Source organism: Arthrobacter sp. NPDC090010 (assembly GCF_044748305.1).
Lineage (GTDB): Bacteria > Actinomycetota > Actinomycetes > Actinomycetales > Micrococcaceae > Arthrobacter_E.
On the sequence record NZ_JBIVFT010000014.1, the window covers coordinates 1 to 22,480 of the forward strand.

Sequence of the window (22,480 nt, forward strand, 5' to 3'; positions counted from 1 at the left end):
TCGGGGTGGGGGGGGTGGGGGTCCACGCCCCCGCGCGGGGGGCCGTGGGGGGGGGGGGGGGGGGGGGGTTTTTTTTGGGGGGGGGGGGGGGGGCGCCCCCCCCCCCCCCCCCCCCGCCACTTCAAGACTTAGACAGGAAAGGAAACGCCCTTGGCCAGCCAGGACTGGGTTGAAAAGGACTTTTACAAGATCCTTGGTGTCGCCAAGGACGCGTCCGACGCCGATATCAAGAAGGCGTATCGCAAGCTCGCCCGCAAGTACCACCCGGACACCAATGCGGGGGACGCCGAGGCGGAGAAGAAGTTCAAGGACATCACCGAGGCGAACTCGGTGCTCTCCAACCCGGAGGACCGCCAGCAGTACGACGCGATCCGCGCCATGGGCGGCGGGGCTCGCTTCGCACCGGGCGGCCACGCGGGTGGCGGGGCCGGTGGTTTCGAGGACCTCTTCGGCGGCATCTTCAACCAGCAGGGAGCCAGGAGCCGGGGCGGAGCGGGCGGCATCCCGCCGGAGTTCGCCGATCTCTTCGGAGGCGGCGGCGGTTTCGGTGGTTTCCAGCAGGCACCCACCAAGGGCTCGGACCGGACGGCCAGCACCTCGATCTCCTTCAAGGGCGCCATCCAGGGCACCACGATCAGCTTCCGCGAGCCGGACGGCAACGTCATCGACGTGAAAATCCCCGCCGGCATCAAGGACGGCCAGAAGGTGCGTCAGCGCGGCAAGGGCAACCCCGGCGCGGCGGGCAACGGTGATCTGATCATCACGGTCAACGTCAAGGAACACCCGTTCTACAAGCGGGACGGAAACAACATCCGGATCCACGTCCCCGTCAGCTTCGACGAGGCCGTGCTCGGTGGGACGATCGAAGTGCCCACCATGGAGGGCGACACCGTCAAGCTGCAGCTGCCGGCCGGAACGCCGAGCGGTCGCACGCTGCGCGTCAAGGGCCGCGGCGTGAAGACCTCCAAGGAGGCCGGCGATCTGCTGGTGACGGTCGACGTCGTCGTACCCCAGAAACTGGACGACGACGCCAAGGCGGCCGTCGAGGCGTTCGCTGCCGCGACCGAGGGGGAGGACCCCCGGGCCGGACTGGCTGTCCGCGCCGCACTCTAGGAGGTGAAGCATGGCGATCGATGTGAACCAGCCCCTGTTCGTGATCTCGGTTGCCGCCGAGTTGGCCGAGATGCACCCGCAGACCTTGCGTCAGTACGACCGTCTGGGCATCGTCTCGCCCAGCAGGGCGCCCGGTAAGGCGCGGCGATACTCCCAGCGCGACGTCGACCGTCTGCGTGAGGTCCAGCGGCTCTCCCAGGAGGGTGTTTCGCTGGAGGGCATCAAACGCATTCTCGAACTGGAGAACCAAGTGGCCGCGCTGCAATCGCGAGTCCGGGAACTCACCCAGGAACTGGAACGCCGCCCCTCGGTCCCCGAGGCCCGCATCTTCGCGGCCGGTGTGGCCGCTGGCGACGTCGTCTCGCTGGCCCGCGGCCAACGGCCCGGCCCGCGAAGCCAGGCCGTGGTGGTCTGGCGGCCCTGAACCGGGAAGGGTATGGGGCGCGGAGCGACTCACGACACTGAAGAGTCCCGGCATCGTTTCATGCGATGCCGGGACTCTTCCCGTTTCAAGGGCCTATCGGTTCAGGGCCGGGAGCTGCTCAGAGATCCCGGACCAGGCGGAAGCCGAACATGTTCGTCGCGGTCTCGGAGCTGAAGTAGGCGCTTCGGTAGGCCAGGCGCAGATTCTGCGGCTGGTAGTTCCAAGCCCCTCCCCGCAGCACCGGGAACGGCGCCGGTCCACGGTGGATCGAACCGTCGTTGCTGGCGCCGCTCAGATCCCGGAGCCAGGTGTCCGCCACGAACTCGCGGGCATTGCCGGTCACGTCGTAGAGACCGAAACCGTTCGGCTTGAACGACGCAACGGGCGCCGTGTACGGGAATCCGTCATCCACGGGCGTGTTGTCCCAGCCGAAGCCGTTGGTCGCCTTGGACGACTTGTCGAAGGTGTTGGCGTATTCATCGGCGTGGTTCAGGTCCTCGCCGAAGAAGAACGGGGTGGTGGCTCCGCCGTGAGCTGCGAAGTCCCACTCATCCTCCGTGGGAAGCCGGTAGCTTTCGCCGGTCCGGGCGGACAGCCACGCGGTGTAGGCCTTCGCGTCGGCGACGGTCACGGCGACCACGGGGTCATTCTCGCTCTGCGGGAATCCGGGGCTGTCCCAGCTCAATTCCGGGTTGAAGACCATGGCGGACGGGTCTGCGGGGTTCCACCAGCGGGCGCCGCCGCGCGGCTGATAGCCGGTTTCGCGGATGAACTGACGGAACTGGCCCACGGTCACCTCGGTCCGGCCGAACGCCAGGTGCTCCTTGATGGTCACGGTGCGACGCGGAGTCTCGAAGTCGCGGCGATTGGCCGGTACATCCCAGGCCGACTGCTCCTCGTCTGTGGCTCCGGCGGTGAAGCTGCCGGTGGGAATGACGACCATGTCCGGCCCTCCGCCGAGGTCCTGGAAGACGGTCCCGGCTGCTGTGCGAGGTCCGACCTCCGGGGCGGTGCTGACACCGGGCGTCGCCGGGCGGACCGTGCTCCGTTCGTAGAGGCCGTCGCGGATCTGCTCGACGGCGAATTTCCACTCCGCCAGGGAACCCTTGAGGAACATCACGGAATCCAGCACCCCGTTGGCGTACCCGGGCTGTCCGGCCAGCTGTGCGAGGTAGTCCGACTCCTGCTCCAAGCGCTGCAAGGACGCCCGGTAGCCGGGCTTCTGCGGAATGGGCCGGGCGGAGCGGTCCAGCTCCTCGATGGCGGCCCTGACCTTGGTGCTGACCTCCGAATAGGTGGCGAGCGTGCCGTCCTTCCAGGCGAGGCTGTCCGCGAGGGCGGTGAGGGCGTCTTCGGTGCTGGGGGCACTGCTGTGCCGGGCTGGTGCGGCGAGAGCCGCGGTGCTGCCGAACATCAGGGAGGTGACGACGGCGGCCGACAGCAGGCCCTTCTTCAGATGCGTGCTCATGATCTCCTTCTCAGGGTTGGCGATGACGGCTGGAGCTGCGGCAGATCACTGTCCGGACCGCATGTCATCCTGTGGCGTCATATTGGGACGATTGGCTTAACTACTTGTTCGGCCAAGTAATTCCCGAAAGGCCGAGATTCATGGCGTCGAACCCCTGTACGGCCGCCGCCGAGGGGTGCCCCGACAGGGCCTCCCTTCCGTCGCCGTCGCGGCCTAGAGTGGAAGAACGGGACGGAATCAGGCCTCACGGGAATGCTCGAGGGGCCTCGCCGGTTCCCTTCCAGGACGCACCACCCATTGCGAAGGAGTCCTCCATGACCACCGTTGCCGCTCTCGCCGCGCCATCCGCCACCGAGCCGCTTGTCCTCACCACCGTTGAGCGCAGGGAACTGGGCCCGCATGACGTCCTGATCGACATCAAGTACGCGGGCATCTGTCACTCGGACATCCATGCCGTACGCGGCGATTGGGGCCCTGTCCCTTATCCGCTGACGCCCGGCCATGAGATCGCCGGAATCGTCGCCGCCGTCGGGTCAGAGGTGACCACGCGCGCCGTCGGCGACCGCGTAGGCGTCGGCTGTCTCGTCAACTCCTGCCGTGAGTGCGAACAGTGCCTCAACGGCCAGGAGCAGGACTGCCTGAACGGGAGCGTCGGCACCTACGCCGGCGTCGACCGCGACGGCACCATCACCCAGGGCGGCTACTCCACGCACGTGGTGGTCAACGACGCCTTCACGCTGCTCATCCCGGACGCGCTGGAGCTCGACGTCGCGGCGCCGCTGCTCTGCGCAGGAATCACCACGTACGCCCCGCTGCGCCGCTGGGGTGCCGGGCCCGGCAAGAAGGTCGCCATCGTGGGGCTGGGCGGGCTGGGACATATGGCCGTCAAGCTGGCCCACGCCATGGGTGCCGAGGTCACCGTCCTCTCCCAGTCGCTCAAGAAGCAGGAGGACGGTCTGCGTCTGGGCGCCGACCACTACTACGCGACCAGCGACGAGAGCACCTTCAGCGATCTGAAGGGTCAATTCGACGTCGTCCTCAACACGGTGAGCGCGAAGATCCCGCTCGGTTCGTACCTGAGCCTGGTGAAGCCGCATGGCGCGATGGTGTGCGTGGGAGCTCCCGGCGAGCCCCTCGATCTGAACATCTTCAGCCTCATCAGCGGTGCCAGGACGCTGGCCGGTTCCAACATCGGCGGGATCCGCGAGACCCAGGAGATGCTCGACTTCTGCGCCGAACACGGTATCGGGGCGGAGATCGAGGTGATCGGTGCCGAGAAGGTCAACGAGGCCTATGAGCGCGTCCTGGCGTCCGATGTCCGCTACCGCTTCGTGATCGACGTCGCGACCATCGGCTGAGCCGGAATCCGGAGGGGAGAAGCATGAAGGTTTTCCAGATCGGTGCCGCAGGCGGCATCGGACGCATTCTGTCGGGGCTCCTGACGGCGCGCGGTGACCAGGTCACCGGTATGCACCGCAGTGCGGAGCAGAGTGAGACCGTCATCCAGAGCGGGGCTGAGTCCGTGCTCGGTGACCTCGTGAAGGATTCGGTGGAGACGCTGGCGGCTCATCTGGCGGGCCACGACGCCGTCGTGTTCTCGGCAGGTGCCCATGGCACCGGGCAGGAACAGACCACGGCGATCGACGGGCGAGGGCTTGAGAAGGCGGCGGCCGCGGCGTCCCTGGCGGGGGTGAAGCGGTTCGTGCTCGTCTCCGTCTTCCCCGACGCCGGACGTGGCGTGGAATCCCCGAGCCAGTCGTTCGAGCACTACATGCGCGTGAAGAAGGACGCCGATGTCCACCTGGCCGGAACCGATCTGGACTGGGTGATCGTCCGTCCCGGGACCTTGCGTGACGAGGCCGGCGACGGTCTGGTCACCGCCGGCCCGGCCGTCGCCTACGGAGACGTGCGCCGGGGCAACGTGGCAGCCTTCCTCGCCGAGGTGCTTCACCAGCCGGGACTGAGCCGGGAGATCGTGGAGCTGACGGACGGCACGACGCCGGCGGCGACTGCCGCCGCGGAGCTCGCCGCCCTGCGCGGCTGAGGCTAGGACCTTCAACCCGGGCCACGGATTTTTGCGCCCTGTTGTGCTTTGCGCGCCCCAATTGGGGCGCGCAAAGCACAACAGGGCGCAATTGTGTTCCGGCCCGGAGGCCGACGGTGCGTGAAGACTACGAGCGGTACCCCGTGCAGGCCTCGTTGCTGCACCCGGCATCGCGAGGGGTCCAGCGGGGCGGGTCACCGCCGTCGACCGCCACCCAGCGCACGTGGCGGTGCTGGCCGCACATCTCACAGGCAGGGGCGACGAAGCTGGCCCGTTCTTCTGCGGTGTAACTGCGGAAGTCCGTCATGGTTCCTCCTTGGCAGACGCGTGAAGCTGCCCTTTCAGGCTACGCCCGCGGCCCGGAGCGCGGTAGGGTCCTCGCGGTCATCCAACGCGGGGTCACTTAGGGCCCGATATCCCCCGGAGAAGGGGCCCTAAGTGACCCCGCGTTGGAGGAGAAGACGGGCTACTCCCGGAACAGGCCCGCCAGATCCTCGGCGCTCAGGTGCGTGGAGGCGAGCGCCTCATCCCCCGCCACCGAGTCGAAGAGCTTGGACTTCTTGGCCTTGAGCACCATGACCTTCTCTTCAATGGTGTCCTTGGCCACCAGCCGGTACACCATGACCTGTTTGTCCTGCCCGATCCGATGCGCGCGGTCCACGGCCTGGGCCTCACTGGCCGGATTCCACCAGGGGTCGAGCAGGAACACGTAATCCGCCTCGGTCAGGTTGATACCGAAACCGCCCGCCTTGAGACTGATGAGGAACAGCGGGGCGTCGCCCTCTTTGAAGGACTTGATCACCTCCGCGCGCTGCCGCGTGGCCCCGTCCAGGTACGCGTACTGCACGCCGGCGGCATCCAGCCGCTCCCGCACTTTGCCCAGGAACCCGGTGAACTGGCTGAAGATCAGGGCGCGGTGCCCCTCGGCCAGGACGTCCTCCAGCTGCTCGAACAGGACATCCAGCTTGCTGGAGCGCACCCCGGCGAGTTCCGGGTCCACGAGCGAAGGATCCAGTGCCAGCTGCCGCAGCAGCGTCAGCGACTGGAAAATGGTGAAACGGTGCTTGTTCGCGTCCTCCAGCAGCCCCAGGATCTTCTGCCGCTCGCGCTGCAGATGCGTCTGGTACGCCTTGGCATGCCGCGGGTTCAGCTCCACGGTGAGGACCTGCTCCAGCTTGGGCGGCAGCTCCTTGACCACTTGTTCCTTGGTGCGGCGCAGCATGAGCGGCCGGATCCGTTGGCGCAGCTTGGCCAGCAGTTTCGGATGTCCGTGCACTTCGATGGGCCTGCGGTAGTACTCGGCGAACTTCCCCGGGCTCGGGAACAGGCCCGGCGCCACGATCGAGAGCAACGCCCACAGCTCCATGAGGTTGTTCTCCAGAGGCGTGCCCGTGATGGCCAGCTTGAACGGAGCGTTCAGCTTCCGGGCGGCCTGGTACGCCTTGGACTGGTGGTTTTTGACGAACTGCGCCTCGTCCAGCACCAAGGCGTCCCACTCCAGCTTCTGATACCGCTCCAGCTCAAGGCGGAACAGGGCATAGGAGGTCACCACCAGATCGGCCCCGGCGAACTCTTCCGCAGGGTCCAGGCCACTGCGCTTGAAGGTCTCGGCCACTGCCACGGTCTTCAGCCCCGGAGCGAAGCGCGCCGCTTCCATCGCCCAGTTGGACACCACGCTGCTGGGCGCGACCACCAGGAACGGTGCGCGCCGTGGTGCTTCGGTGCCGGCCGACGACGGCGCGAGGCCACCGTCCTCCGCCGTCGCCTCCTTGCCTGCCCCGCCGTCGTCCGTGGCAGTCCGCGCGGGATCCTCACGCAGCGAGCACAACAGTGCGAGGGTCTGCAGGGTCTTGCCGAGACCCATGTCGTCGGCGAGCACGCCACCCAGCCGGTGGTCGTAGAGGAAGCGCAGCCAGCGGAAACCCTGGAGCTGGTAGGGGCGCATCTGGGCGTTGAGACCGCTCGGCGCCTCAAGATCCTGGGTGGAGTCCTCGACGTTCAGCAGCCCGGTGACGCTGCGCCGCCACTCCTTCGCCTGCTGCTCGACGACGCCGATCGCGGCGAACTGCTCCCACAGCCCCACCTGGAAGCGGCTGATCTGCAATTCCTCGCCGGGCCGGTCCGAGAGGGCCCGGGCCTCCTCGATCAGCTCCCGCAGTTGCTGGAGCTCCGGGGTGTCCAGGGGGAAATGCTTGCCGCTGGGCAGGACCATGCGGGTCTGGCCGGAGGCGATGGCGGAGAAGATCTGGCCGAAGGCGACCTGCTCGCCTTCCAGGGTCACCACGATCTCCAGGCCGAACCAGTCGCGGTCGTCCTTGTCCAGGGTCGAGACGTGCACCACGGGCGCTTCCACGGCTTCGCGGTAGTCGGGCACCACGCCGTTGACGTCGACCTCGACATCCGGGAGGTCTCGCAACTGAGGCAAGAGCTCCTCGGTGAATGCCACGGTGTCCATGCCGTGCAGGACCGCGGTGGGTGCCAGACTCGGCAGAGTCCAGGCGCCGTCCCGCCCGAGGGACGGTTCCGAGGCGAGCGCGGGGATCAGGTCCCAGGGCTTGCCCACCGAGGTCAGGATCCGCTGTTCGCCGCGCTCATCCCGGTACCCGGCATCTCCGGGGTCAAGGATCAGCGGCTGCGAGATCTGCTTGCCGTTGTTGGTGTAATGCCACTCCCAGTGCAGATCCAGGCGGTGGTCCTTGCGGTAGTTGGCCAGGAGGGACAGCACGGGTTTGCCGATGGTCGGCAGCTGCACCTCGTCCGATGCCGCGACGACGGCCGCGCCCTGCCGCAGCCGAGGGTAGAAGTCGCTGAGGAAGCGCTCCTCGTCCTCGGCGGGGATGTGTACCGGTTCCGCCGCCCGTGCGAACGCCACCAGCTCAGTGCTTGCCGGGGCCAGGGGCATCAGCACCAGCGTGCCGTCCGGGGAACCTCCCGGAGTGGCAGGCCCCGTGTGGAAAGCCAGTGCGGTGGGTGTGCCTGTGAAGTGCAGCTGCCGCAGATCCACTGCCCGGCCGTGCGCCTCGAGCCGGGGCGCGATGTCCAGGCCGCCGTCGTCGCGCCGGTCCACCGTGAGTTCCAGCGACGCGTGTTCGCGTTCCAGGCGGACGCCGGGCGAGCGGGGGTCCGGATCCTGGATGAGCGCGATCCCCTTCGCCGCCAGATCGACCAGGGCCTGGGCGAGGTGCCGGCCGTTGTACTGGGAGAGCTCGAGCCACTGACCCGGCTGGTTCCCGGCGTGCTGGCCGGGCAGCCGGGACAGTTCCAGGAATTCGGCCAGAGCATCCGTCTGTTCCCGGGCGAACTTGCGGTAGTAGCTGAGGTAGTTGATGTTGGTCCAGGCCACCTCGCTCTTGATCCATTTGCCGCGTGCGCCCATGGAGAGCGGACGGACGCGCAGACCGGCGGGCTCGGCGGGGCTGTAGATCCGGCCGCCGCGGGAGACGGCGGGGCGCGGCTCGGTCAGTTCGAAGAGCAGCGCCAGCTGCGGCGCAGGGGCGGAAGGCGACGGTCCTGCGGTTTCCGGCAGGAGGGGCGTCAGGGCCTTCTCCCAGGAGGACTGGCCGATCGCGCGGCTCCGCGCCGGGGACGCGGCGGCTGCCGTCGTGTTGGGAAGCGGTGCGGGACCGCGACGGCGGGAGGCGACGGCGTCGTCGGAGTCCAGAAGACCACGATCCTGTGCGGTGAAGAGGAGCGCCGCGACATGCTTGCAGTCCTGACGTACCGGGCAGTCGCAGAGAGCTGTGAGGCAGCGCCAGGAATCCCCTTGCTGCTGGAGCTTGGCGACGGCGCGGTATGAGCGGGAGCCCTCGACCCTGCCGGTGAGCAGACCGGTGGTCCGTCCGAACACCAGGTTGAACACGCGCTCCTGGCGTGCATACTCGTAGCCGCGCTCCGCACTGGCTTCGCTGAAGCGCTCGGCGAGGGTGCCCAGACGCTCCTGGGCCTGCGAAGTGGCCATCTTGCTAAGTCTAGTTCCCCGGCGCCGGGTCCCGGACAGTGAGTCTGCTCCGGTGCCCCGTCCCCCCGGGACATGGGCCGGCGGGACGGGGAGGCCGAATCCGCGGGAGGCGGAAAGCGCTCGGCCTGTCAGAGGGGAGCGATAGCCTGAACGCATGGCACAGACAGGGCGGAAAGCACGCACGGCGGCACCCAGGGTCTCGGAACCGGACCTTCCCCCGGCTCTTGGTGAGATCGATGGTCTGAAGCGGTATGACGAGATCTCCGAGAGCGTCGTCCTGGGCCTCAGCGGGGACGTCGATGCCGGCCACGCTCATCTGAGCGAGTGCGTGTTGCGGGACGTCACAGTGGACCGTCTGGACTTGAGCGGTGCCACGCTGGCCGACGTCGATATCGAGGACCTGCGGGCCACTGAACTGGTGTTGCGGAACGCCGGAGTGCGGCGGGTCCGCCTGGTCGGCGGACGGATCGGCACGCTGGACCTGTCCGGCGCCGATGTCGACAGCCTGGAACTCCGGGACGTCCGGATCGACTACCTGGGTCTCTCCGGCTCCAAAGCCCAGGACGTCAAGGTCATCGATTGTCAGCTGCGCACCGTGGACGTGCCCCTTGCCACGTTGAAGCGCGTGGCATTCCAGGGCTGCCGTGCCGAGGAAGTGGACAGCAGAGACCTCTCGGCAACGGACGTGGACCTGCGAGGCCTGGACGCGCAGACCTTCACGGCGGTCAACGGGCTCCGCGGTGCGACTCTTGCGGAATCTCAGGTCCGGGAACTGGCCGTCCAGATGGCTCTCCAGTCCGGAATTCTCGTCACAGAGGGCTGACTCCGCCACTTCACAGCCTGTCCCCAGCCATTTCCCACCCTGTCGCCTTACGGTTCATGAGCCGGTTGGAGTCGAGAGGTGCCTGTTGTGGTGGAAATGCGTTCGTCCGTGCTGCGGAAAGTCCCGCAGGTCACGGTCCTGTTCTGGGTGGTCAAGCTTCTCACCACCGCCCTTGGCGAATCGGCCTCGGACTTCCTCGTCACCAGCGTGGACCCCTATCTCGCGGTCATCGTGTCCTTCCTGGTGTTCGCCGTGGCGCTCGCCGCCCAGCTCCGGGTCCGGCGCTACATCCCGTGGGTCTACTGGCTCGCGGTGACCATGGTCGCCGTCTTCGGAACCATGGCGGCGGATGTCATCCATGTGGTCCTCGGGGTGCCCTATCTGGTGTCCACGCTCGGTTTCGCCTGCGTTCTGGCGCTCGTTTTCTGGGCCTGGCGCCGGAGCGAGGGGACGTTGTCGATCCACAGCATCACCGGTGGCCGGCGGGAGCTCTTCTACTGGGCGGCCGTGCTGGCGACCTTCGCGCTCGGCACCGCGGCGGGTGACCTGCTGGCCTACACGGCGGGGCTCGGGTTCTTCGCGGCAGGCGTGGTGTTCGCCGTGCTGTTCGCGATCCCCGGCATCGCCCACCGTCTGGCGGGACTGAATGCGACCCTGGCCTTCTGGACCGCCTATGTCATCACCCGCCCGCTCGGTGCCTCCTTCGCCGACTGGTCCGGCAAGGACACCGCCGTCGGCGGGCTGGGCTGGGGTGACGGCCCCGTGGCCGCCGTCCTCGGGCTGCTCATCGTTCTCGGGGTCGGCTGGATGCAGCTCCGGGAACGCCGGTCCAGCAGAGAACTGGAGCTCGCCCGCTAGGCCCCGCCCACCGGCAGACGGAGCGACACCTCCAACCCCGGCTCGCTGAGCTGGGCCTCCACCTGGCCTCCATGGGCCTCTGCGATGCCTTTGGCGATCGCGAGCCCCAAGCCGGCGCCTGGTCCGGCGCCTTCGGCGGAGAGATCTCTCCAGCCGGCGTCGAACATCCTGCCCAGATCGGCGACGGCGACCCCCGGCCCGCGATCCCGCACGCTCAGCCGCGCCAGCGCGCCGTCGTCGGTGCTCACCGTCACGGTGACGGAGGAACCCTGCGGGGCGAAGCGGATGGCGTTGGCCAGGAGGTTGGACACCGCGCGGCCCACCGCATGCGGGTCGACGCGGGCGACGACGGCGCTGACGTCCGCGCCGCTGACCATCACCGAGCGCGCGGCGGCAGCGGGCATCAGATCGGCGACGGCGTCTGACACGACATCGGCCAGATCGACCTCCTCGTAGTGGAGCCGGAAGGTGCCGGTCTGCAGCTTGGACAGCTCGAAGAGATCGTCCACCAGGCGGCTCACCCGGTCCGCCTGGTTCAGGATCTGCCGCTGGTAGTCGGCCCGGTCCACGGCGGTGCCCTCGTCCAAGGCCTCGGCGAGGGCGCGGATCCCGGTGATCGGAGTGCGCAGATCGTGCGTCACCCAGGCGAAGAACAGGCTCCGGGTCTCCTCCAGCTCCCTGAGCTCAGTGCGGGCTGCGGTGAGCCGGCGGGAAGCGTCGGCCAATTGCTCGGAGACCTCCCGGATCTCACGCGGGGCATCCCGTTCGGCGGGGCCCGGTTCATGAGGTTCGGTTCCGGTGCCCAGCTCTCCGGCCCGGCGTCGCAAGCCCCCAAGCGAACTCGCGAGGCCGCGGCCCACCAGCCACGACGCCAGCAGCGAGAGCACCGCCGACGCGCAGACCACCCAGAGCAGGATCAGGGTGTCATGCCCGGAGAGGTACATTTCCGTCGAGATGACCAGAACGGAGAGCACCACCGAGGCCAGAGCGCCCGCGGTCACGATCAATCCGCGCGATGCGACCGAGGCCCGGCGGGAGAAACGGATCAGCAGTGCTTCCAGGGCCGCGACGAACAGGGTGATGACCAGAGTGGTCAGGACGATCTGCAAGAAGTCCGGAAACGCGATCATCCCTCACCTCCGCGAAGGTCGAACCGGTACCCCGAACCCCATTCGGTCTTCAGGTGGACCGGGAAACGGGGGTCCTCCTCGATCTTCTCCCGCAAGCGGCGGATGTGGACGGTCACGGTCGACGGGTCGCCGAACTGCCATTGCCAGACCTCACGGAGGATCTCGTCCCGGCTGATGGTGCGGCCAGGATTGTTCAGAAGATAGAGGAAGAGCTCGTATTCGCGGGTGGTCAAGGGGATCGGGACGCCATCACGCCGGATATGCCGCCTCGCGGGATCCACCCGGAAGGGGCCGAGCCCGAACTCCGACGGGGCCGCCCCGGCCTGCCGGGAGCGGCGCAGCAAAGCCTCGATCCGCAGCTTGAGTTCCTTCAGGGCGAAAGGCTTGGCAAGGTAGTCGTCGGCCCCCGATTCCAGGCCCGCGATGCGGTCCGGGACCGCGTCCAGGGCGGTGAGCATGATGATGGGCACGTCCGAGGTCGCTCGCAGGGCGCGGCAGACCTCGTCGCCGCTGAGCCCGGGCAGCATCCGGTCCAGCACCACCAGTGCGGGGCGTTCGGCCGCGAAGCGTGCCAGCACTTCGGAACCGTTGTCCACGGCGGTCACGGAGAAGCCCTGCCCGCTCAGATAGTCGTTCACCACGGTGCGGACGGTCCGGTCATCCTCCACCACCAGGATCCGGGGGCTCGTATTCATGCCAGGAGGCTATCAGCGGGCACTTCGCGTGATCCGATTCCTTACAGCTCTGACAGGACTGGCCGGAGCGCCTCTCTGAATTCCTACGGTGAAGGAGTCGCCGGTCGTGGCGGCAGCCCGTGCGGACACGCCGCACCGACGAGAAGGAGTCATCATGCGAAAACTGGTACTCGGATCCATCCTCCTGGCCACCGCGGGCCTCGGCCTGGCGGCCTGCGGCAGTCCTTCCTCGACTTCCTCCGCACCCTCTGAGAGCGGCATGTCGTCCATGAGCCCGAGCATGTCGGCTTCGCCGTCCATGGGCATGATGCACGACTCCTCCGCAGCGTCCCGGAGCGGGATGTTCGCCGGACTGAACGGTAAGAAGGTCTCCGGATCCGCCACGCTGAGCGGCGGCGAACTGATGCTCTCCGGCTTCAGTTCGGACCAGGGGCCGGATCTGCACGTCTATCTCACTCATGGGACCGACGAGTCGGCCGTCACCGCGGGCAAGGAGCTCGCTCCGGTGAAGTTCGACGCCGCCTCTCAGACGTTCTCCCTGAACGGCATCGACGCGAGCGGCTACACCGACGTCGTCATCCACTGCGATAAGGCGAAGGCAGTGTTCGGGGCGGCGAAGCTGACATGAGAACGATGACGACGGCGGCCCGCGCCGGTGCGCTGGCCGCCGCGGCGGTGCGGATCGCCGTCGGGGTGCTGTGGCTCGGGGAGGCCCGCACGAAGTTCGCCTCGGGGTTCGGCGCCGCTGACATCGGCCTGGTGGTGCAGAGCACGGCCGGGAACAGCCGCGTTCCTTCCTGGTATGCGGAGCTGCTGGCCCACACCATCGGGGCGACCCCGGCCTTGGCGGGCATCGCTGTTCCCTGCACGGAGGCGCTCCTGGGCGTCCTGCTGTGTGCCGGATTCCTGAGCAGGTGGACCGGGGCGGCGTCCTTGCTGGTGCTCGCCTCGTACTGGCTCAGCGATCAGTTGATCGTCCAGTATCCGGTGATGCTCGGTCTGGGCGCCGTCGTGCTCTTGTTCCCGGCCGCCGCGGGAAGGCTCTCGGTGACCGCCCTGGTCCGGTGGTGGAGGGGCCGTGGATCTCGAGGGAGTGGAGGTGTGGAGCCGCCGCAGCGCGCCCCGGGCTCCGTTCACCCAAGGTTCACCCGCCCTTGACCTGTCCTCACCGGTCGCGCCCAGGCACTGCGCGTACGGTCGGAAGTGTCCCGTGGACTTCTCGAGTGAGGATCATCATGACCGATACGCAGCTTCCCGTCGTCCTGCTGAAGGAAGCCCTGGAGGGCGGCCCCGATGAGGTGGTGGACGGAAACGTCACCGTCGTCAACGCCATGTATCAGGAACTCCTCGGTGAAGGGGAGATCTCCGCGGATGCGCTCCGCAGCTACTACGTGGACTTCTACCTGACCCAGGCCTTGGGCGGCGGCTTCGCCCAGTACGTTTTCACGGCGGAGGAGCGCGAAGACCTCGACGAGTACGTCCGGGCCGGGCTTGCCGCCATGGGCGCCACGGGTCACCTCGACCTCTTCAACCGCACCGCCGCGGCCTTCGACGCACTCTCCGAGACGGACGAGGAAGCGTACCTGGACGGCGACGCCGAAGACGAAGGTTCCGAGGTCAGTGACGCGGTGCTGGCTCAGGAGGAGCTTGACAACGACTTCGAGAGCCTTCTTGAGACCGAGGACATCATGGCCCTCAACGCCGCCTGGCTCCGTGGCCTGGAGACCCTCAAGGTGGTCGACGAGGAAGGTCTGGATGCTGTCATCGACGAACGGCTTACCACGGTCGAAGACCTCGAGGACCGTCGGGCTCAGGCGGAAGCCGCCGCCGTCGAGGACATGCCCGATTTCGAGATCATCATCCGTGAACTCTGCGATGTGGCCGAGGTGGAACTGGAGAAGATCACCCTGGGCGACCCGAACTTCGTCTACGAGGCCGAGACGGTGCTCGCCTGGCACTTCGTGGCCGATGGCGAGGAATACCTGATGATCGAGCTTGAAGACGAGGCGCTCATGGTCCGCCCGGAAAGCCTCGAGGTGGTGGCCGCCGTCGAGATCGAGGAGATCGACGAGGACGAGCTGGAAGCCGCATCCGTCAAGGCCTGAGGGTCTCTTCCCAGTACGCGAGTGGGCACTTGTTCACAGTGTGGGTGCTCCGCACTGTGAACAAGTGCCCACTCGCGTACGTGGTTCGCGGCGGCCCGCCGTCGTCCGCAGAAGGATGCGTCAGGAGACCGCTTTGCGGACCAGATCGCTGATCGTGGCCTCGGTCCCGGGGTCGAGCGCCGTGATGTTCCAGACGATGGGGTGCATGTTCGCGCCCTCCTGGCGGGCGGGGTTGACCGACTCGCCGAAGCCGAACGCGATGTAGTCCTTGCCGGTCTTGATGTAGCAGATGTCCTCGCCGTTCCGGACGTAGAACGGGAGCCCCCAGCGGACCACGGGCTCCAGCTGCGGAGCGTTCTCCCGGATGATGCCGTGCAGGCGCTCGCCGATCTCCGCATACGGTGCGGGGGCTTCGCGGAGCTTGGCCAGTGCGGCGTCGTCGCCCTTTTTGCTGAACAACATGTCTGAGCCTCCAGTGCGGGTTTCGTCGAGTGAATTCCGGCCGTGGCTTCTGGGCTCGGCCGATGCTTCAAGCCTACGACGACGACTCCCGTGACCGCAGGGCCACTCGCATCAGCAGCCCGCTCGCCGCGCTGGCCTGCCCTTCGTTGAGCCTGCCTCGTCGCGTCTGCCCCATTGGACCTGCCTCATCGCGCCTGCCGAGTCCGCTATCGGGGGCGTGAGTCAGCTACCCGGGGCAGCGGATTCACGCCCCCGATAGCGGACTCGGCGAGTGGGGCGGACCTGGATAGCGGACTCGGCCAGGGCAGTTCGGGCAGTTCGGGCAGTTCGGGTGGCCGGGGCAACTCGGCTGGGTCGGTCGGTTCGGGGGCTTCAGTCGAGCGGCACCGCGACGGGTTCGGGTCGCGAGGTCCTGGTGCCGCCGCGTTGCGCTCCTGCTGCGGCGAGGACCACCAGGACGATTCCCGTCACCTGGAGCGCACTCGGCACCTGATGCAGCACGGCCAGGCCCAGCAGCAGCCCGAACGCCGGTTCGAGGGCCATCAGGGTGCCGAACGCGGTGGCGGTCATTCGTCGGATCGCGTACATCTCCAGGGCGAAGAGCAGCACCGGCGCCATGAGGGCCAGCCCGAACGCCGCCGCCAGCACGCCCCAGCTGATCTGCCCGGCCGCCTGCGGAATGCCCACGAATGAGGTCACGACGGCGGCGACCGGCACCGTCATGGACAGGCCGCTGAGTCCCGAGAACCGGTCGCCCACCTTCTGGGTCAACAGGATGTAACAGGCCCAGGAGATGCCCGCCAGGACGGCGAACCCCACGCCCAGAAGATCGACCTGCCCGTGCCAAGGCTCGGTCAGCAGCACTACGCCGGCGAGGGCGAGGACGGGCCAGAACACCATGCGCAAGGCGTGGCTCCGGACGGCGGCGACCACCAGGGGTCCCATGAACTCGATCGCCACGGCCGTGCCCAGGGGAATGCGATCGATCGCGGCCATGTAGAACACGATCATCCCGCCGGACGCGGCCCCGAGACCGAGCAGCGGAACGATGTCCTGTCGCCGCACGGAGCGCAGGGGTGGGCGGGCGATCGCCAGGAAGATCAGTGCTCCCATGCACAGGCGGAGCCAGGCCGTCCCCGCCGGACCGATCAGCTCGATGAGTCCGATGGACAGGGCCGAGCAGAACTGGGCCGAGAACATGGCCACGATGGCCGGAAGCCATGGCGGCAAGGCCGCATTCCGGGTGGGGATCAGACCCATGGCGCACCTGCCGACCGGTGATGTCCCGCTCCGACTCCGGGCTCGAAGACGGACATGGCGAAGCGGGCGGGCTCCGGGCCGGTGGCGGCATAGGAATGCTCGACGTCGCCGCTGAAGCTGAAAGCGTCACCGGCTTCCAGGACGTGAGGCTCCCCGGAAACGGTGACCGTGAGTTCGCCGGACATCAGGTGGAGAAGTTCCTTGGTGCCGGGCGCGTGAGGCTCGCTGCTGAGGCTTTCGCCGGGCTTCATGACCCAGTCCCAGAGTTCCATCACATCAGGGGAGGCCGTGCCGACCATCAGCACACCGCGGCCGCCGTGCTCGCCGGTCCACAGCACGGCGCCGTCGCCGCTGCGGATGACCTTGACGCCGTGGCTCTGCGGTGGCTCCACGAGGGCGGGCAGGCCGACGCCGAGGGCGTCGCTGAGGCGAAGCAAGGTGGCGATGCTCGGATTGGCCGCGCCCTGCTCAACGTTCACGAGCATGCGACGGCTGATGCCCGCGGTTTCGGAAAGCTGATCCAGGGTCCAGCCATGGGCCTGGCGCTCCTGGCGGACCCGTGCGCCGATGGCGGCGGCCAGGGTGTCGGCATCTATCGTCATGAGTGCATCATAATGCACTTTTTGGTGCACTGAGATTTCCCTCGTTCACAATGCGGGGTCACTCAGCGCCCGATGACCGTCCCGGATCGGGCTTTATCTGACTCCGCGCTCAGAACGTGACCCAGCTTATGGGCGGCGGCGCGCCACGGTGGAAGGATGGAGGCGGAACAACCTCAGGAGCGCCATGTTCACAGGAATCTACGTCACCGCCACGTCCACCGGCTCCGGCAAGTCCGTCGTCGCACTGGGCCTGGCAGAAGCCCTGTATCGGAGGGCCGGCAGGATCGGCTACTTCCGTCCGGTGGTTCCCGGGGATGACCCGGACACCGATCCCATGGTGCGCCTCATGCGCCGTCGCTATGGTCTGGAACCCCAGGTGTCCCGCGCCGCGCTGACGCTCAAGGAAGCCCGTCGGCTGGTCGCCGAAGGCCGTCGCGAAGAGATCAACACTCGCTGCGTCGAGGCGTTCAGCGAGGTCTCGGCACTCTGCGACGTGGTGATCGTGGAGGGCTCAGACCTCTCCGGTTCCGACTCCGCCGTCGAGTTCGACCTCAACGCTCAGCTCGCCAAGGACCTGGGCTGCCCGGTCGTCGCCGTGGTCAGCGGGCAAGGGCTCACCCCGGAGGAGATCGCCGACGGCGTCGACGTCGTCCGCGCCGAACTCGCCAAGGTGCACGCGGACCTTCTCATGGTGATGGTCAATCGCGCCGACCCTGAGCAGGTGGACGCGGTCCGTGCCGCGATCCGTCCCGGGCACGCCAAACGGCCCGTCTACGTCCTGGAGGAACGGCCCGAGATGGCGCGGCCCACCACCGGCGAGATCTCCCAGGCGCTCGGGCTGCAATTGCTCGCCGGTACCGCTGACATGGAGCGCGAAGTGGCCGGGGTCAAGGTCGCGGCCATGAGCCTCGGCAACTTCATCGGTGCACTGGAACCGGGGGACCTGGTGATCGCGCCCGGTGACCGGGCCGATATCCTGGCCGGAGTCCTCGCCTCCACCCAGTCCCCGGACTTCCCGGTTCCGTCCGGAGTGGTGCTCAGCGGTGGGCTCATGCCGGATCCCCATATTCTTCCCCTCCTGGCCGGTGCACCGTTCCCGTTCTTCGCTCATCCGGAGGACACCTATCACACGGCCACCGCCGTCTCCGCAGTGCGCAGCGAGATCTCCACGGGCAACAGCCGCAAGGTGGCATCCGCGCTCGGTGAATGGTCCCGTCAGGTGGATGAGGAGGAGATCTTCGAGCGGTTCAACCTTCAGCGCCCCGCCACCATGACACCCCTGCGCTTCCTGCACGAGCTGATCGGCCGGGCGCAGGCGGACCGCCGCCACGTGGTCCTCCCCGAAGGCACGGATCTGCGGATCCTCCGGGCCGCGGAGATCCTGCGCCGCAGGGACGTCTGCGATCTGACCGTCCTGGGCAATGAGGCCGCGGTCCGCGATCTTGCGGCTGCCCACGGCGTCAGCCTGGACGGCATCGCGCTGGTGGACCCGGCCACGAGCGAGCTGCGGCAGCGGTTCGCGGCCGAATACGCCCGGCTGCGTGCTCACAAGGGCGTGGACCTGGCCAAAGCCATGGAGACCATGCTGGACGTCAGCTACTTCGGCACCATGATGGTTCAGCTCGGCATCGTGGACGGGATGGTCTCCGGCGCCGCTCATACCACCGCGCACACCATCCGCCCGGCGCTGGAGTTCGTGAAGACCAGGCCCGGGGTGGCGATCGTGTCCTCCGTGTTCCTGATGCTCATGCAGGATCGGGTCCTGGCTTACGGTGACTGCGCCGTGAACCCCGAGCCCACCGCGGAGCAGCTCGCGGACATCGCCCTGGCCTCCGCGGACACCGCTCGGCAGTTCGGCGTGGATCCCCGCGTCGCCATGCTCAGCTATTCGACCGGCGGTTCCGGCAGCGGGGCCACCGTGGACAAGGTGCGTACCGCCACCGAACTGGTGCGCGAGCGCGCGCCGGAGCTCGCCGTCGAGGGCCCCATCCAGTACGACGCCGCGGTGGACGCCTCGATCGCCGCGGCCAAACTTCCGGGCTCCGACGTCGCCGGCCAGGCGACGGTGTTCATCTTCCCGGATCTGAACACCGGCAACAACACCTACAAGGCCGTGCAGCAGTCCTCCGGAGCGGTGGCCGTCGGCCCCGTGCTGCAGGGTCTCAACAAGCCCGTCAATGATCTCTCCCGCGGCTGCACCGTGGAGGACATCGTCAACACCGTGGCCATCACGGCGGTCCAGGCGCAGAGTGTGACCGCGCAGAGTGTGGCTGCGCAGAGTGTGGCCGCACCGTCCGTCGTCGTCCCTCAGGAGAACTGAATGCTCGTCCTCGTCATCAACTCCGGATCCTCCTCGCTGAAGTACCAAGTACGCGACGTCGATGCAGGGGAGGTGCTGCTGGAGGGCCTTGTGGAACGGATCGGCCTGCCGCAGGGCGACTCCCCGGCCGTGGTGCCGGACCACGGTGCCGCACTGGAACTCGTGGCCGCGCGGCTGCAGGAGGTGCTGGGCGACCGTCAGGTCGACGCCGTGGGGCATCGCGTGGTGCACGGCGGGGAGCGATTCGCTGAGCCCGTGCTGATCAACAACGAGGTCACCCGGGCCATCGAACGGCTGAACCCCCTGGCTCCGCTGCACAATCCCGCGGCGGTGCTGGGTATCCGGGCGATCACCGAGAAGTGGCCCGCTCTGCCGCAGGTCGCCGTGTTCGACACGGCGTACCATCGCACCCTGCCCGAGAAGGCCTGGCGTTACGCCGTCCCCGACTGGCTGTACACGCACCACGGCATCCGTCGCTACGGCTTCCACGGCACGAGCCACCAATACGTGGCGGGCCGGGCGGCTGAGCTGCTGGGCGAGCCGGCCGAGGAGTTCGACGGCGTCATCCTGCACTTGGGCAACGGCGCCTCCGCGACGGCCGTCAAGGGCGGCGAGTCGGTGGACACGTCCATGGGTTTCACCCCGCTGGAGGGCCTGGTCATGGGCACCCGGTCCGGGGACATCGACCCGTCCATCCTGGTGTTCCTGGGCCGTCAGGGGCTCGACGCGGACGCCCTGGACGCGCTGCTCAACCGCGAGTCCGGTCTGCTGGGGCTGGGCGGATCGAACGATATGCGTACCTTGGTGGAGGCTTCGGAGAGCACGGAGGATGACGACGGCGGTGCCTCCGCCGGCGTCGACCCGGTGCGCGCGCGGCGTGCGCTGGAGGTGGCCGCCTACCGGCTGGCGAAGTACGTGGGGGCGTATCACGTCTCCGTCGGAGGGGCGCAGGCCGTGGTGTTCACTGCCGGGATCGGCGAGAACTCCTCACCGTTCCGAGCCCTGGTCTGCGAGCAACTCGGCGCCTTGGGCATCGAGCTGGACGCCGGGTTGAACGCCGCGCGGTCCAAGGAGCCCCGGGTCATCTCGACCGAGGCATCCAGGATTCCGGTTCTGGTGATCCCCACCAACGAAGAACAGGCCATCGCCGAGGCCACCGCGGAGCTCGTCAGGGCCTGACCCCCAACGCGGGGTCACTTAGGGCCCGATTTAGGGCCCAGATAGGGCTCTAAGTGACCCCGCGTTCCATATCCGGTGGGGCACAGTTCAGGCGGGGACGGACTCGCTGAGCTTGCCGTCGCGCATGTGCACCTCGCGGTCGCAGCGGTCTACGAATTCCAGATCGTGCGTGACCATGACGGTCGCGGTGCCGAATTCCCGGGTGATCCGTCCGAGCAGTTCCACCACGGCCTGGCTGCGCTCTGCGTCGAGGGCGGCGGTCGGTTCGTCGACCAGCAGCACGCTCGGCTCGCCCATGAGCGCCCGGGCGATGTTGACGCGCTGCCGCTGGCCTCCGGAGAGCTGATGCGGACGCTTCCCCTCCTGCCCTGCCAGCCCGACGGCGGCGAGCAGCTCGCGAGCCCGGGCCTCCGACGTCGTACGCGCCGCGCGGCCGCCGAAGCCGCGCACGTGCTGAGTCACCAGCAACTGTTCGACGGCGGTCAGCGACGGCAGCAGATTCGGCTGCTGGAAGATGATGCCCAGTGCCGTGCGGCGCAGCTTCGCCTGTCCGGCGAGCCCGAGTTCCTGCACTTCTTCCCCGTCCACCAGGACCCGCCCGGCTGTGGGGGAGACCAGGGTGGCGGCCACCGAGAGAAGCGTCGATTTGCCGGAGCCGGAGGGGCCGGTGAGCGCGAGGAACTCGCCGCGGTTCACGGTGAGGGACACCTGGTCGAGGGCGGTGATGGTGCCGGAGCCATCGGGATATTCGACGGTGACGGAGTCGAGAACGAGTGCTGGGGTGGTGGTCATATGGTTCTCCTGAGGTCGTGAGGAAGTGGGTGAGAGCGGCGGGTCAGCTGCCGCCGAGGGCCAGGAGGGGATCCACCCGGGTGGCCTTGCGGACGGCCAGCGCGGAACCGGCCAGGCCGAGCAGGACGATGCCCACCACAGGCAGGGCGATGGTGGCCGGGCCGAGCACGAACGGAGCCGCTTGCGAGGCGAACCAGCCGCCGACGCCGCCCACTGCCGCGCCGAGGACGGTGCCGGCCAGGAGCACGATCACGGCCTGGGCCAGGGCGTCCTTCAGAACGTAGCCCTGGGTGGCGCCGAGTGCCTTGAGGACCGCGATGTCGCGGGTGCGCTGGACGGTCCAGATGCTGAGGAACGCGCCGACCACCAGTGCGGAGATGCCGTAGAGGAACGCCTGGATGAGCAGCAGCGATCCGTTCTCGCTCTTGAAGGACTCCAGGGCCTGGAAGCTCGCGTTCCGTTCGACGCTGACCATCCCCGTCGCCCGGTCCGCCCGGTCCGCGGCGGCCGGATCGACGCCGGGAGCCACCAGCGCGGTGGCGGCCCGGCCGCGGTTCATCTGCTGCCAGTCGCTGAGGCCCACCCAGGCCACGGCCTGGTGCGAGTACCACTCGTCGGGCACCACGGCCTTGACGGTCAGATCCTTGCCGTTGCTGTTCAGCACACCGCCCGGAGCAAGATCCAGCGCTGTGGCGAGGGATTCGCTGAGCACGGTCTGACCGGGGCTGAGATCCGTGGGGGAGAGGCGCTTCCCGTCCATCGTGTCCGAGCCGAAGAAGGCCGCGTTGGTGGTGCGGGCGTCGTCGGCGGTGGAGCCTGCGCCGGAAATCGCGCCGCCGGAGGCCTTGCCGGAGCGGAGCTTCCCCTGGGAGATGCCGAGCGGGATGGCCGTGCTTCCGGCGTCCTTGGACCACGCCGCGGCCTGGGACGGGCTGACTTCGGAGTCGGAATAGCTGGCTTTCGCGGTGCCGTTCCCCGGTGCACCGAAGACGACGCGGCCTGCGGGGAGATCGCCGATGGCCGAGGTGGACTGATGAGCCAGCCCGGCGGTCAGGCCGGAGAGCATGACGAGCAGGACGGTGATGAGTGCGACGACCCCGCCCATGAGGGCGAAGCGGCCGCCGCTGAAACGGATGTCGCGGAGTGCGAGGAACATGGTGTGTCTCTCCTGGAAGGCCTGGATTTCTGGCGTACCTCCAGCCTCCCGCGCCGCGACGTTCCGGACATCGGCGGTGCGGTTGAACCCC

21 protein-coding genes are annotated in these 22,480 nt (G+C 68.1%); 11 read left to right on the forward strand and 10 right to left on the reverse strand.

The genetic code is table 11. From position 1 onward, the window contains the following. Positions 1–150: 150 nt before the first annotated feature. Both ACIPXZ_RS16205 and ACIPXZ_RS16210 read left to right on the forward strand, forming a co-directional pair. Positions 151–1,113: a DnaJ C-terminal domain-containing protein gene (locus ACIPXZ_RS16205; protein ID WP_400596193.1), complete on the forward strand. Its 963-nt coding sequence runs from the start codon at positions 151–153 to the stop codon at positions 1,111–1,113. A 10-nt stretch (positions 1,114–1,123) separates the two neighbouring features. Continuing rightward, the gene (locus tag ACIPXZ_RS16210; protein WP_400596195.1) at positions 1,124–1,537 is read left to right on the forward strand and encodes a heat shock protein transcriptional repressor HspR; all 414 of its coding nucleotides are present in this window, start codon (positions 1,124–1,126) and stop codon (positions 1,535–1,537) included. Positions 1,538–1,655: 118 nt separating this feature from the next. Here the strand turns inward: ACIPXZ_RS16210 and ACIPXZ_RS16215 are convergent, their stop codons facing one another. Beyond that, the gene (locus ACIPXZ_RS16215) at positions 1,656–3,005 is read right to left on the reverse strand and encodes a formylglycine-generating enzyme family protein (protein WP_400596197.1); all 1,350 of its coding nucleotides are present in this window, start codon (positions 3,003–3,005) and stop codon (positions 1,656–1,658) included. 314 nt (positions 3,006–3,319) lie between these two features. Here ACIPXZ_RS16215 and ACIPXZ_RS16220 point away from each other — a divergent pair, with 314 nt between their 5' ends. Further along, positions 3,320–4,363 carry an NAD(P)-dependent alcohol dehydrogenase gene (locus tag ACIPXZ_RS16220; protein ID WP_400596199.1) on the forward strand — a complete coding sequence of 348 codons (1,044 nt, stop codon included), beginning with the start codon at positions 3,320–3,322 and terminating at the stop codon, positions 4,361–4,363. Positions 4,364–4,386: 23 nt separating this feature from the next. Next, the gene (locus tag ACIPXZ_RS16225) at positions 4,387–5,049 is read left to right on the forward strand and encodes an NAD(P)-binding oxidoreductase (RefSeq protein ID WP_400596201.1); all 663 of its coding nucleotides are present in this window, start codon (positions 4,387–4,389) and stop codon (positions 5,047–5,049) included. Between the two features lie 127 nt (positions 5,050–5,176). Here the strand turns inward: ACIPXZ_RS16225 and ACIPXZ_RS16230 are convergent, their stop codons facing one another. Together ACIPXZ_RS16230 and ACIPXZ_RS16235 are read right to left on the reverse strand one after the other, a co-directional pair. Then, positions 5,177–5,356: a hypothetical protein gene (locus tag ACIPXZ_RS16230; RefSeq protein ID WP_400596203.1), complete on the reverse strand. Its 180-nt coding sequence runs from the start codon at positions 5,354–5,356 to the stop codon at positions 5,177–5,179. 159 nt (positions 5,357–5,515) lie between these two features. Further along, positions 5,516–9,007: an SNF2-related protein gene (locus tag ACIPXZ_RS16235; RefSeq protein WP_400596205.1), complete on the reverse strand. Its 3,492-nt coding sequence runs from the start codon at positions 9,005–9,007 to the stop codon at positions 5,516–5,518. Positions 9,008–9,161: 154 nt separating this feature from the next. Between ACIPXZ_RS16235 and ACIPXZ_RS16240 the strand changes: the two genes are divergently transcribed. Together ACIPXZ_RS16240 and ACIPXZ_RS16245 are read left to right on the forward strand one after the other, a co-directional pair. Beyond that, the gene (locus tag ACIPXZ_RS16240) at positions 9,162–9,830 is read left to right on the forward strand and encodes a pentapeptide repeat-containing protein (RefSeq protein WP_400596207.1); all 669 of its coding nucleotides are present in this window, start codon (positions 9,162–9,164) and stop codon (positions 9,828–9,830) included. A 78-nt stretch (positions 9,831–9,908) separates the two neighbouring features. Then, complete coding sequence (locus tag ACIPXZ_RS16245; protein WP_400596209.1) at positions 9,909–10,688, forward strand: hypothetical protein; 780 nt, start codon at positions 9,909–9,911, stop codon at positions 10,686–10,688. Here the strand turns inward: ACIPXZ_RS16245 and ACIPXZ_RS16250 are convergent. Together ACIPXZ_RS16250 and ACIPXZ_RS16255 are read right to left on the reverse strand one after the other, a co-directional pair. After that, complete coding sequence (locus ACIPXZ_RS16250; RefSeq protein ID WP_400596211.1) at positions 10,685–11,818, reverse strand: sensor histidine kinase; 1,134 nt, start codon at positions 11,816–11,818, stop codon at positions 10,685–10,687. The genes ACIPXZ_RS16245 and ACIPXZ_RS16250 overlap by 4 nt on opposite strands. Beyond that, positions 11,815–12,513 carry a response regulator transcription factor gene (locus tag ACIPXZ_RS16255; protein WP_400596213.1) on the reverse strand — a complete coding sequence of 233 codons (699 nt, stop codon included), beginning with the start codon at positions 12,511–12,513 and terminating at the stop codon, positions 11,815–11,817. Before ACIPXZ_RS16255 ends, ACIPXZ_RS16250 begins: the two co-directional genes overlap by 4 nt. Positions 12,514–12,667: 154 nt before the next feature. Here ACIPXZ_RS16255 and ACIPXZ_RS16260 point away from each other — a divergent pair, with 154 nt between their 5' ends. The 3 genes from ACIPXZ_RS16260 (at position 12,668) to ACIPXZ_RS16270 (ending at position 14,618) form a co-directional block, all read left to right on the forward strand. Further along, the gene (locus ACIPXZ_RS16260) at positions 12,668–13,141 is read left to right on the forward strand and encodes a DM13 domain-containing protein (RefSeq protein ID WP_400596215.1); all 474 of its coding nucleotides are present in this window, start codon (positions 12,668–12,670) and stop codon (positions 13,139–13,141) included. Beyond that, positions 13,138–13,671: a hypothetical protein gene (locus tag ACIPXZ_RS16265; RefSeq protein WP_400596217.1), complete on the forward strand. Its 534-nt coding sequence runs from the start codon at positions 13,138–13,140 to the stop codon at positions 13,669–13,671. Before ACIPXZ_RS16260 ends, ACIPXZ_RS16265 begins: the two co-directional genes overlap by 4 nt. 77 nt (positions 13,672–13,748) lie before the next feature. Continuing rightward, on the forward strand, positions 13,749–14,618 hold the full coding sequence (locus ACIPXZ_RS16270; RefSeq protein WP_400596219.1) for a hypothetical protein: 870 nt from the start codon (positions 13,749–13,751) through the stop codon (positions 14,616–14,618). Positions 14,619–14,738: 120 nt separating this feature from the next. Here ACIPXZ_RS16270 and ACIPXZ_RS16275 read toward each other — a convergent pair whose 3' ends face one another. From ACIPXZ_RS16275 to ACIPXZ_RS16285, 3 genes are all read right to left on the reverse strand, one after another. Continuing rightward, positions 14,739–15,080 (reverse strand): DUF1801 domain-containing protein, encoded by a 342-nt coding sequence (locus ACIPXZ_RS16275; RefSeq protein ID WP_400596221.1) that lies wholly within the window; start codon positions 15,078–15,080, stop codon positions 14,739–14,741. A 372-nt stretch (positions 15,081–15,452) separates the two neighbouring features. Next, on the reverse strand, positions 15,453–16,340 hold the full coding sequence (locus ACIPXZ_RS16280) for an EamA family transporter (RefSeq protein ID WP_400596223.1): 888 nt from the start codon (positions 16,338–16,340) through the stop codon (positions 15,453–15,455). Next, positions 16,331–16,942: a helix-turn-helix domain-containing protein gene (locus ACIPXZ_RS16285; protein WP_400596225.1), complete on the reverse strand. Its 612-nt coding sequence runs from the start codon at positions 16,940–16,942 to the stop codon at positions 16,331–16,333. The genes ACIPXZ_RS16280 and ACIPXZ_RS16285 overlap by 10 nt, the downstream gene beginning before the upstream one ends. Positions 16,943–17,126: 184 nt before the next feature. Here ACIPXZ_RS16285 and pta point away from each other — a divergent pair, with 184 nt between their 5' ends. Beyond that, positions 17,127–19,262: a phosphate acetyltransferase gene (pta, locus tag ACIPXZ_RS16290; RefSeq protein ID WP_400596227.1), complete on the forward strand. Its 2,136-nt coding sequence runs from the start codon at positions 17,127–17,129 to the stop codon at positions 19,260–19,262. After that, positions 19,263–20,441: an acetate/propionate family kinase gene (locus ACIPXZ_RS16295; protein WP_400596229.1), complete on the forward strand. Its 1,179-nt coding sequence runs from the start codon at positions 19,263–19,265 to the stop codon at positions 20,439–20,441. It begins immediately after the preceding gene. Positions 20,442–20,528: 87 nt separating this feature from the next. Here the strand turns inward: ACIPXZ_RS16295 and ACIPXZ_RS16300 are convergent, their stop codons facing one another. Then, a complete protein-coding gene (locus tag ACIPXZ_RS16300; RefSeq protein ID WP_400596231.1) occupies positions 20,529–21,233 on the reverse strand; it encodes an ABC transporter ATP-binding protein in 705 nt (234 codons plus the stop codon). Positions 21,234–21,276: 43 nt separating this feature from the next. After that, positions 21,277–22,389 carry an ABC transporter permease gene (locus ACIPXZ_RS16305; protein WP_400596233.1) on the reverse strand — a complete coding sequence of 371 codons (1,113 nt, stop codon included), beginning with the start codon at positions 22,387–22,389 and terminating at the stop codon, positions 21,277–21,279. Between the last annotated feature and the right edge of the window lie 91 nt (positions 22,390–22,480).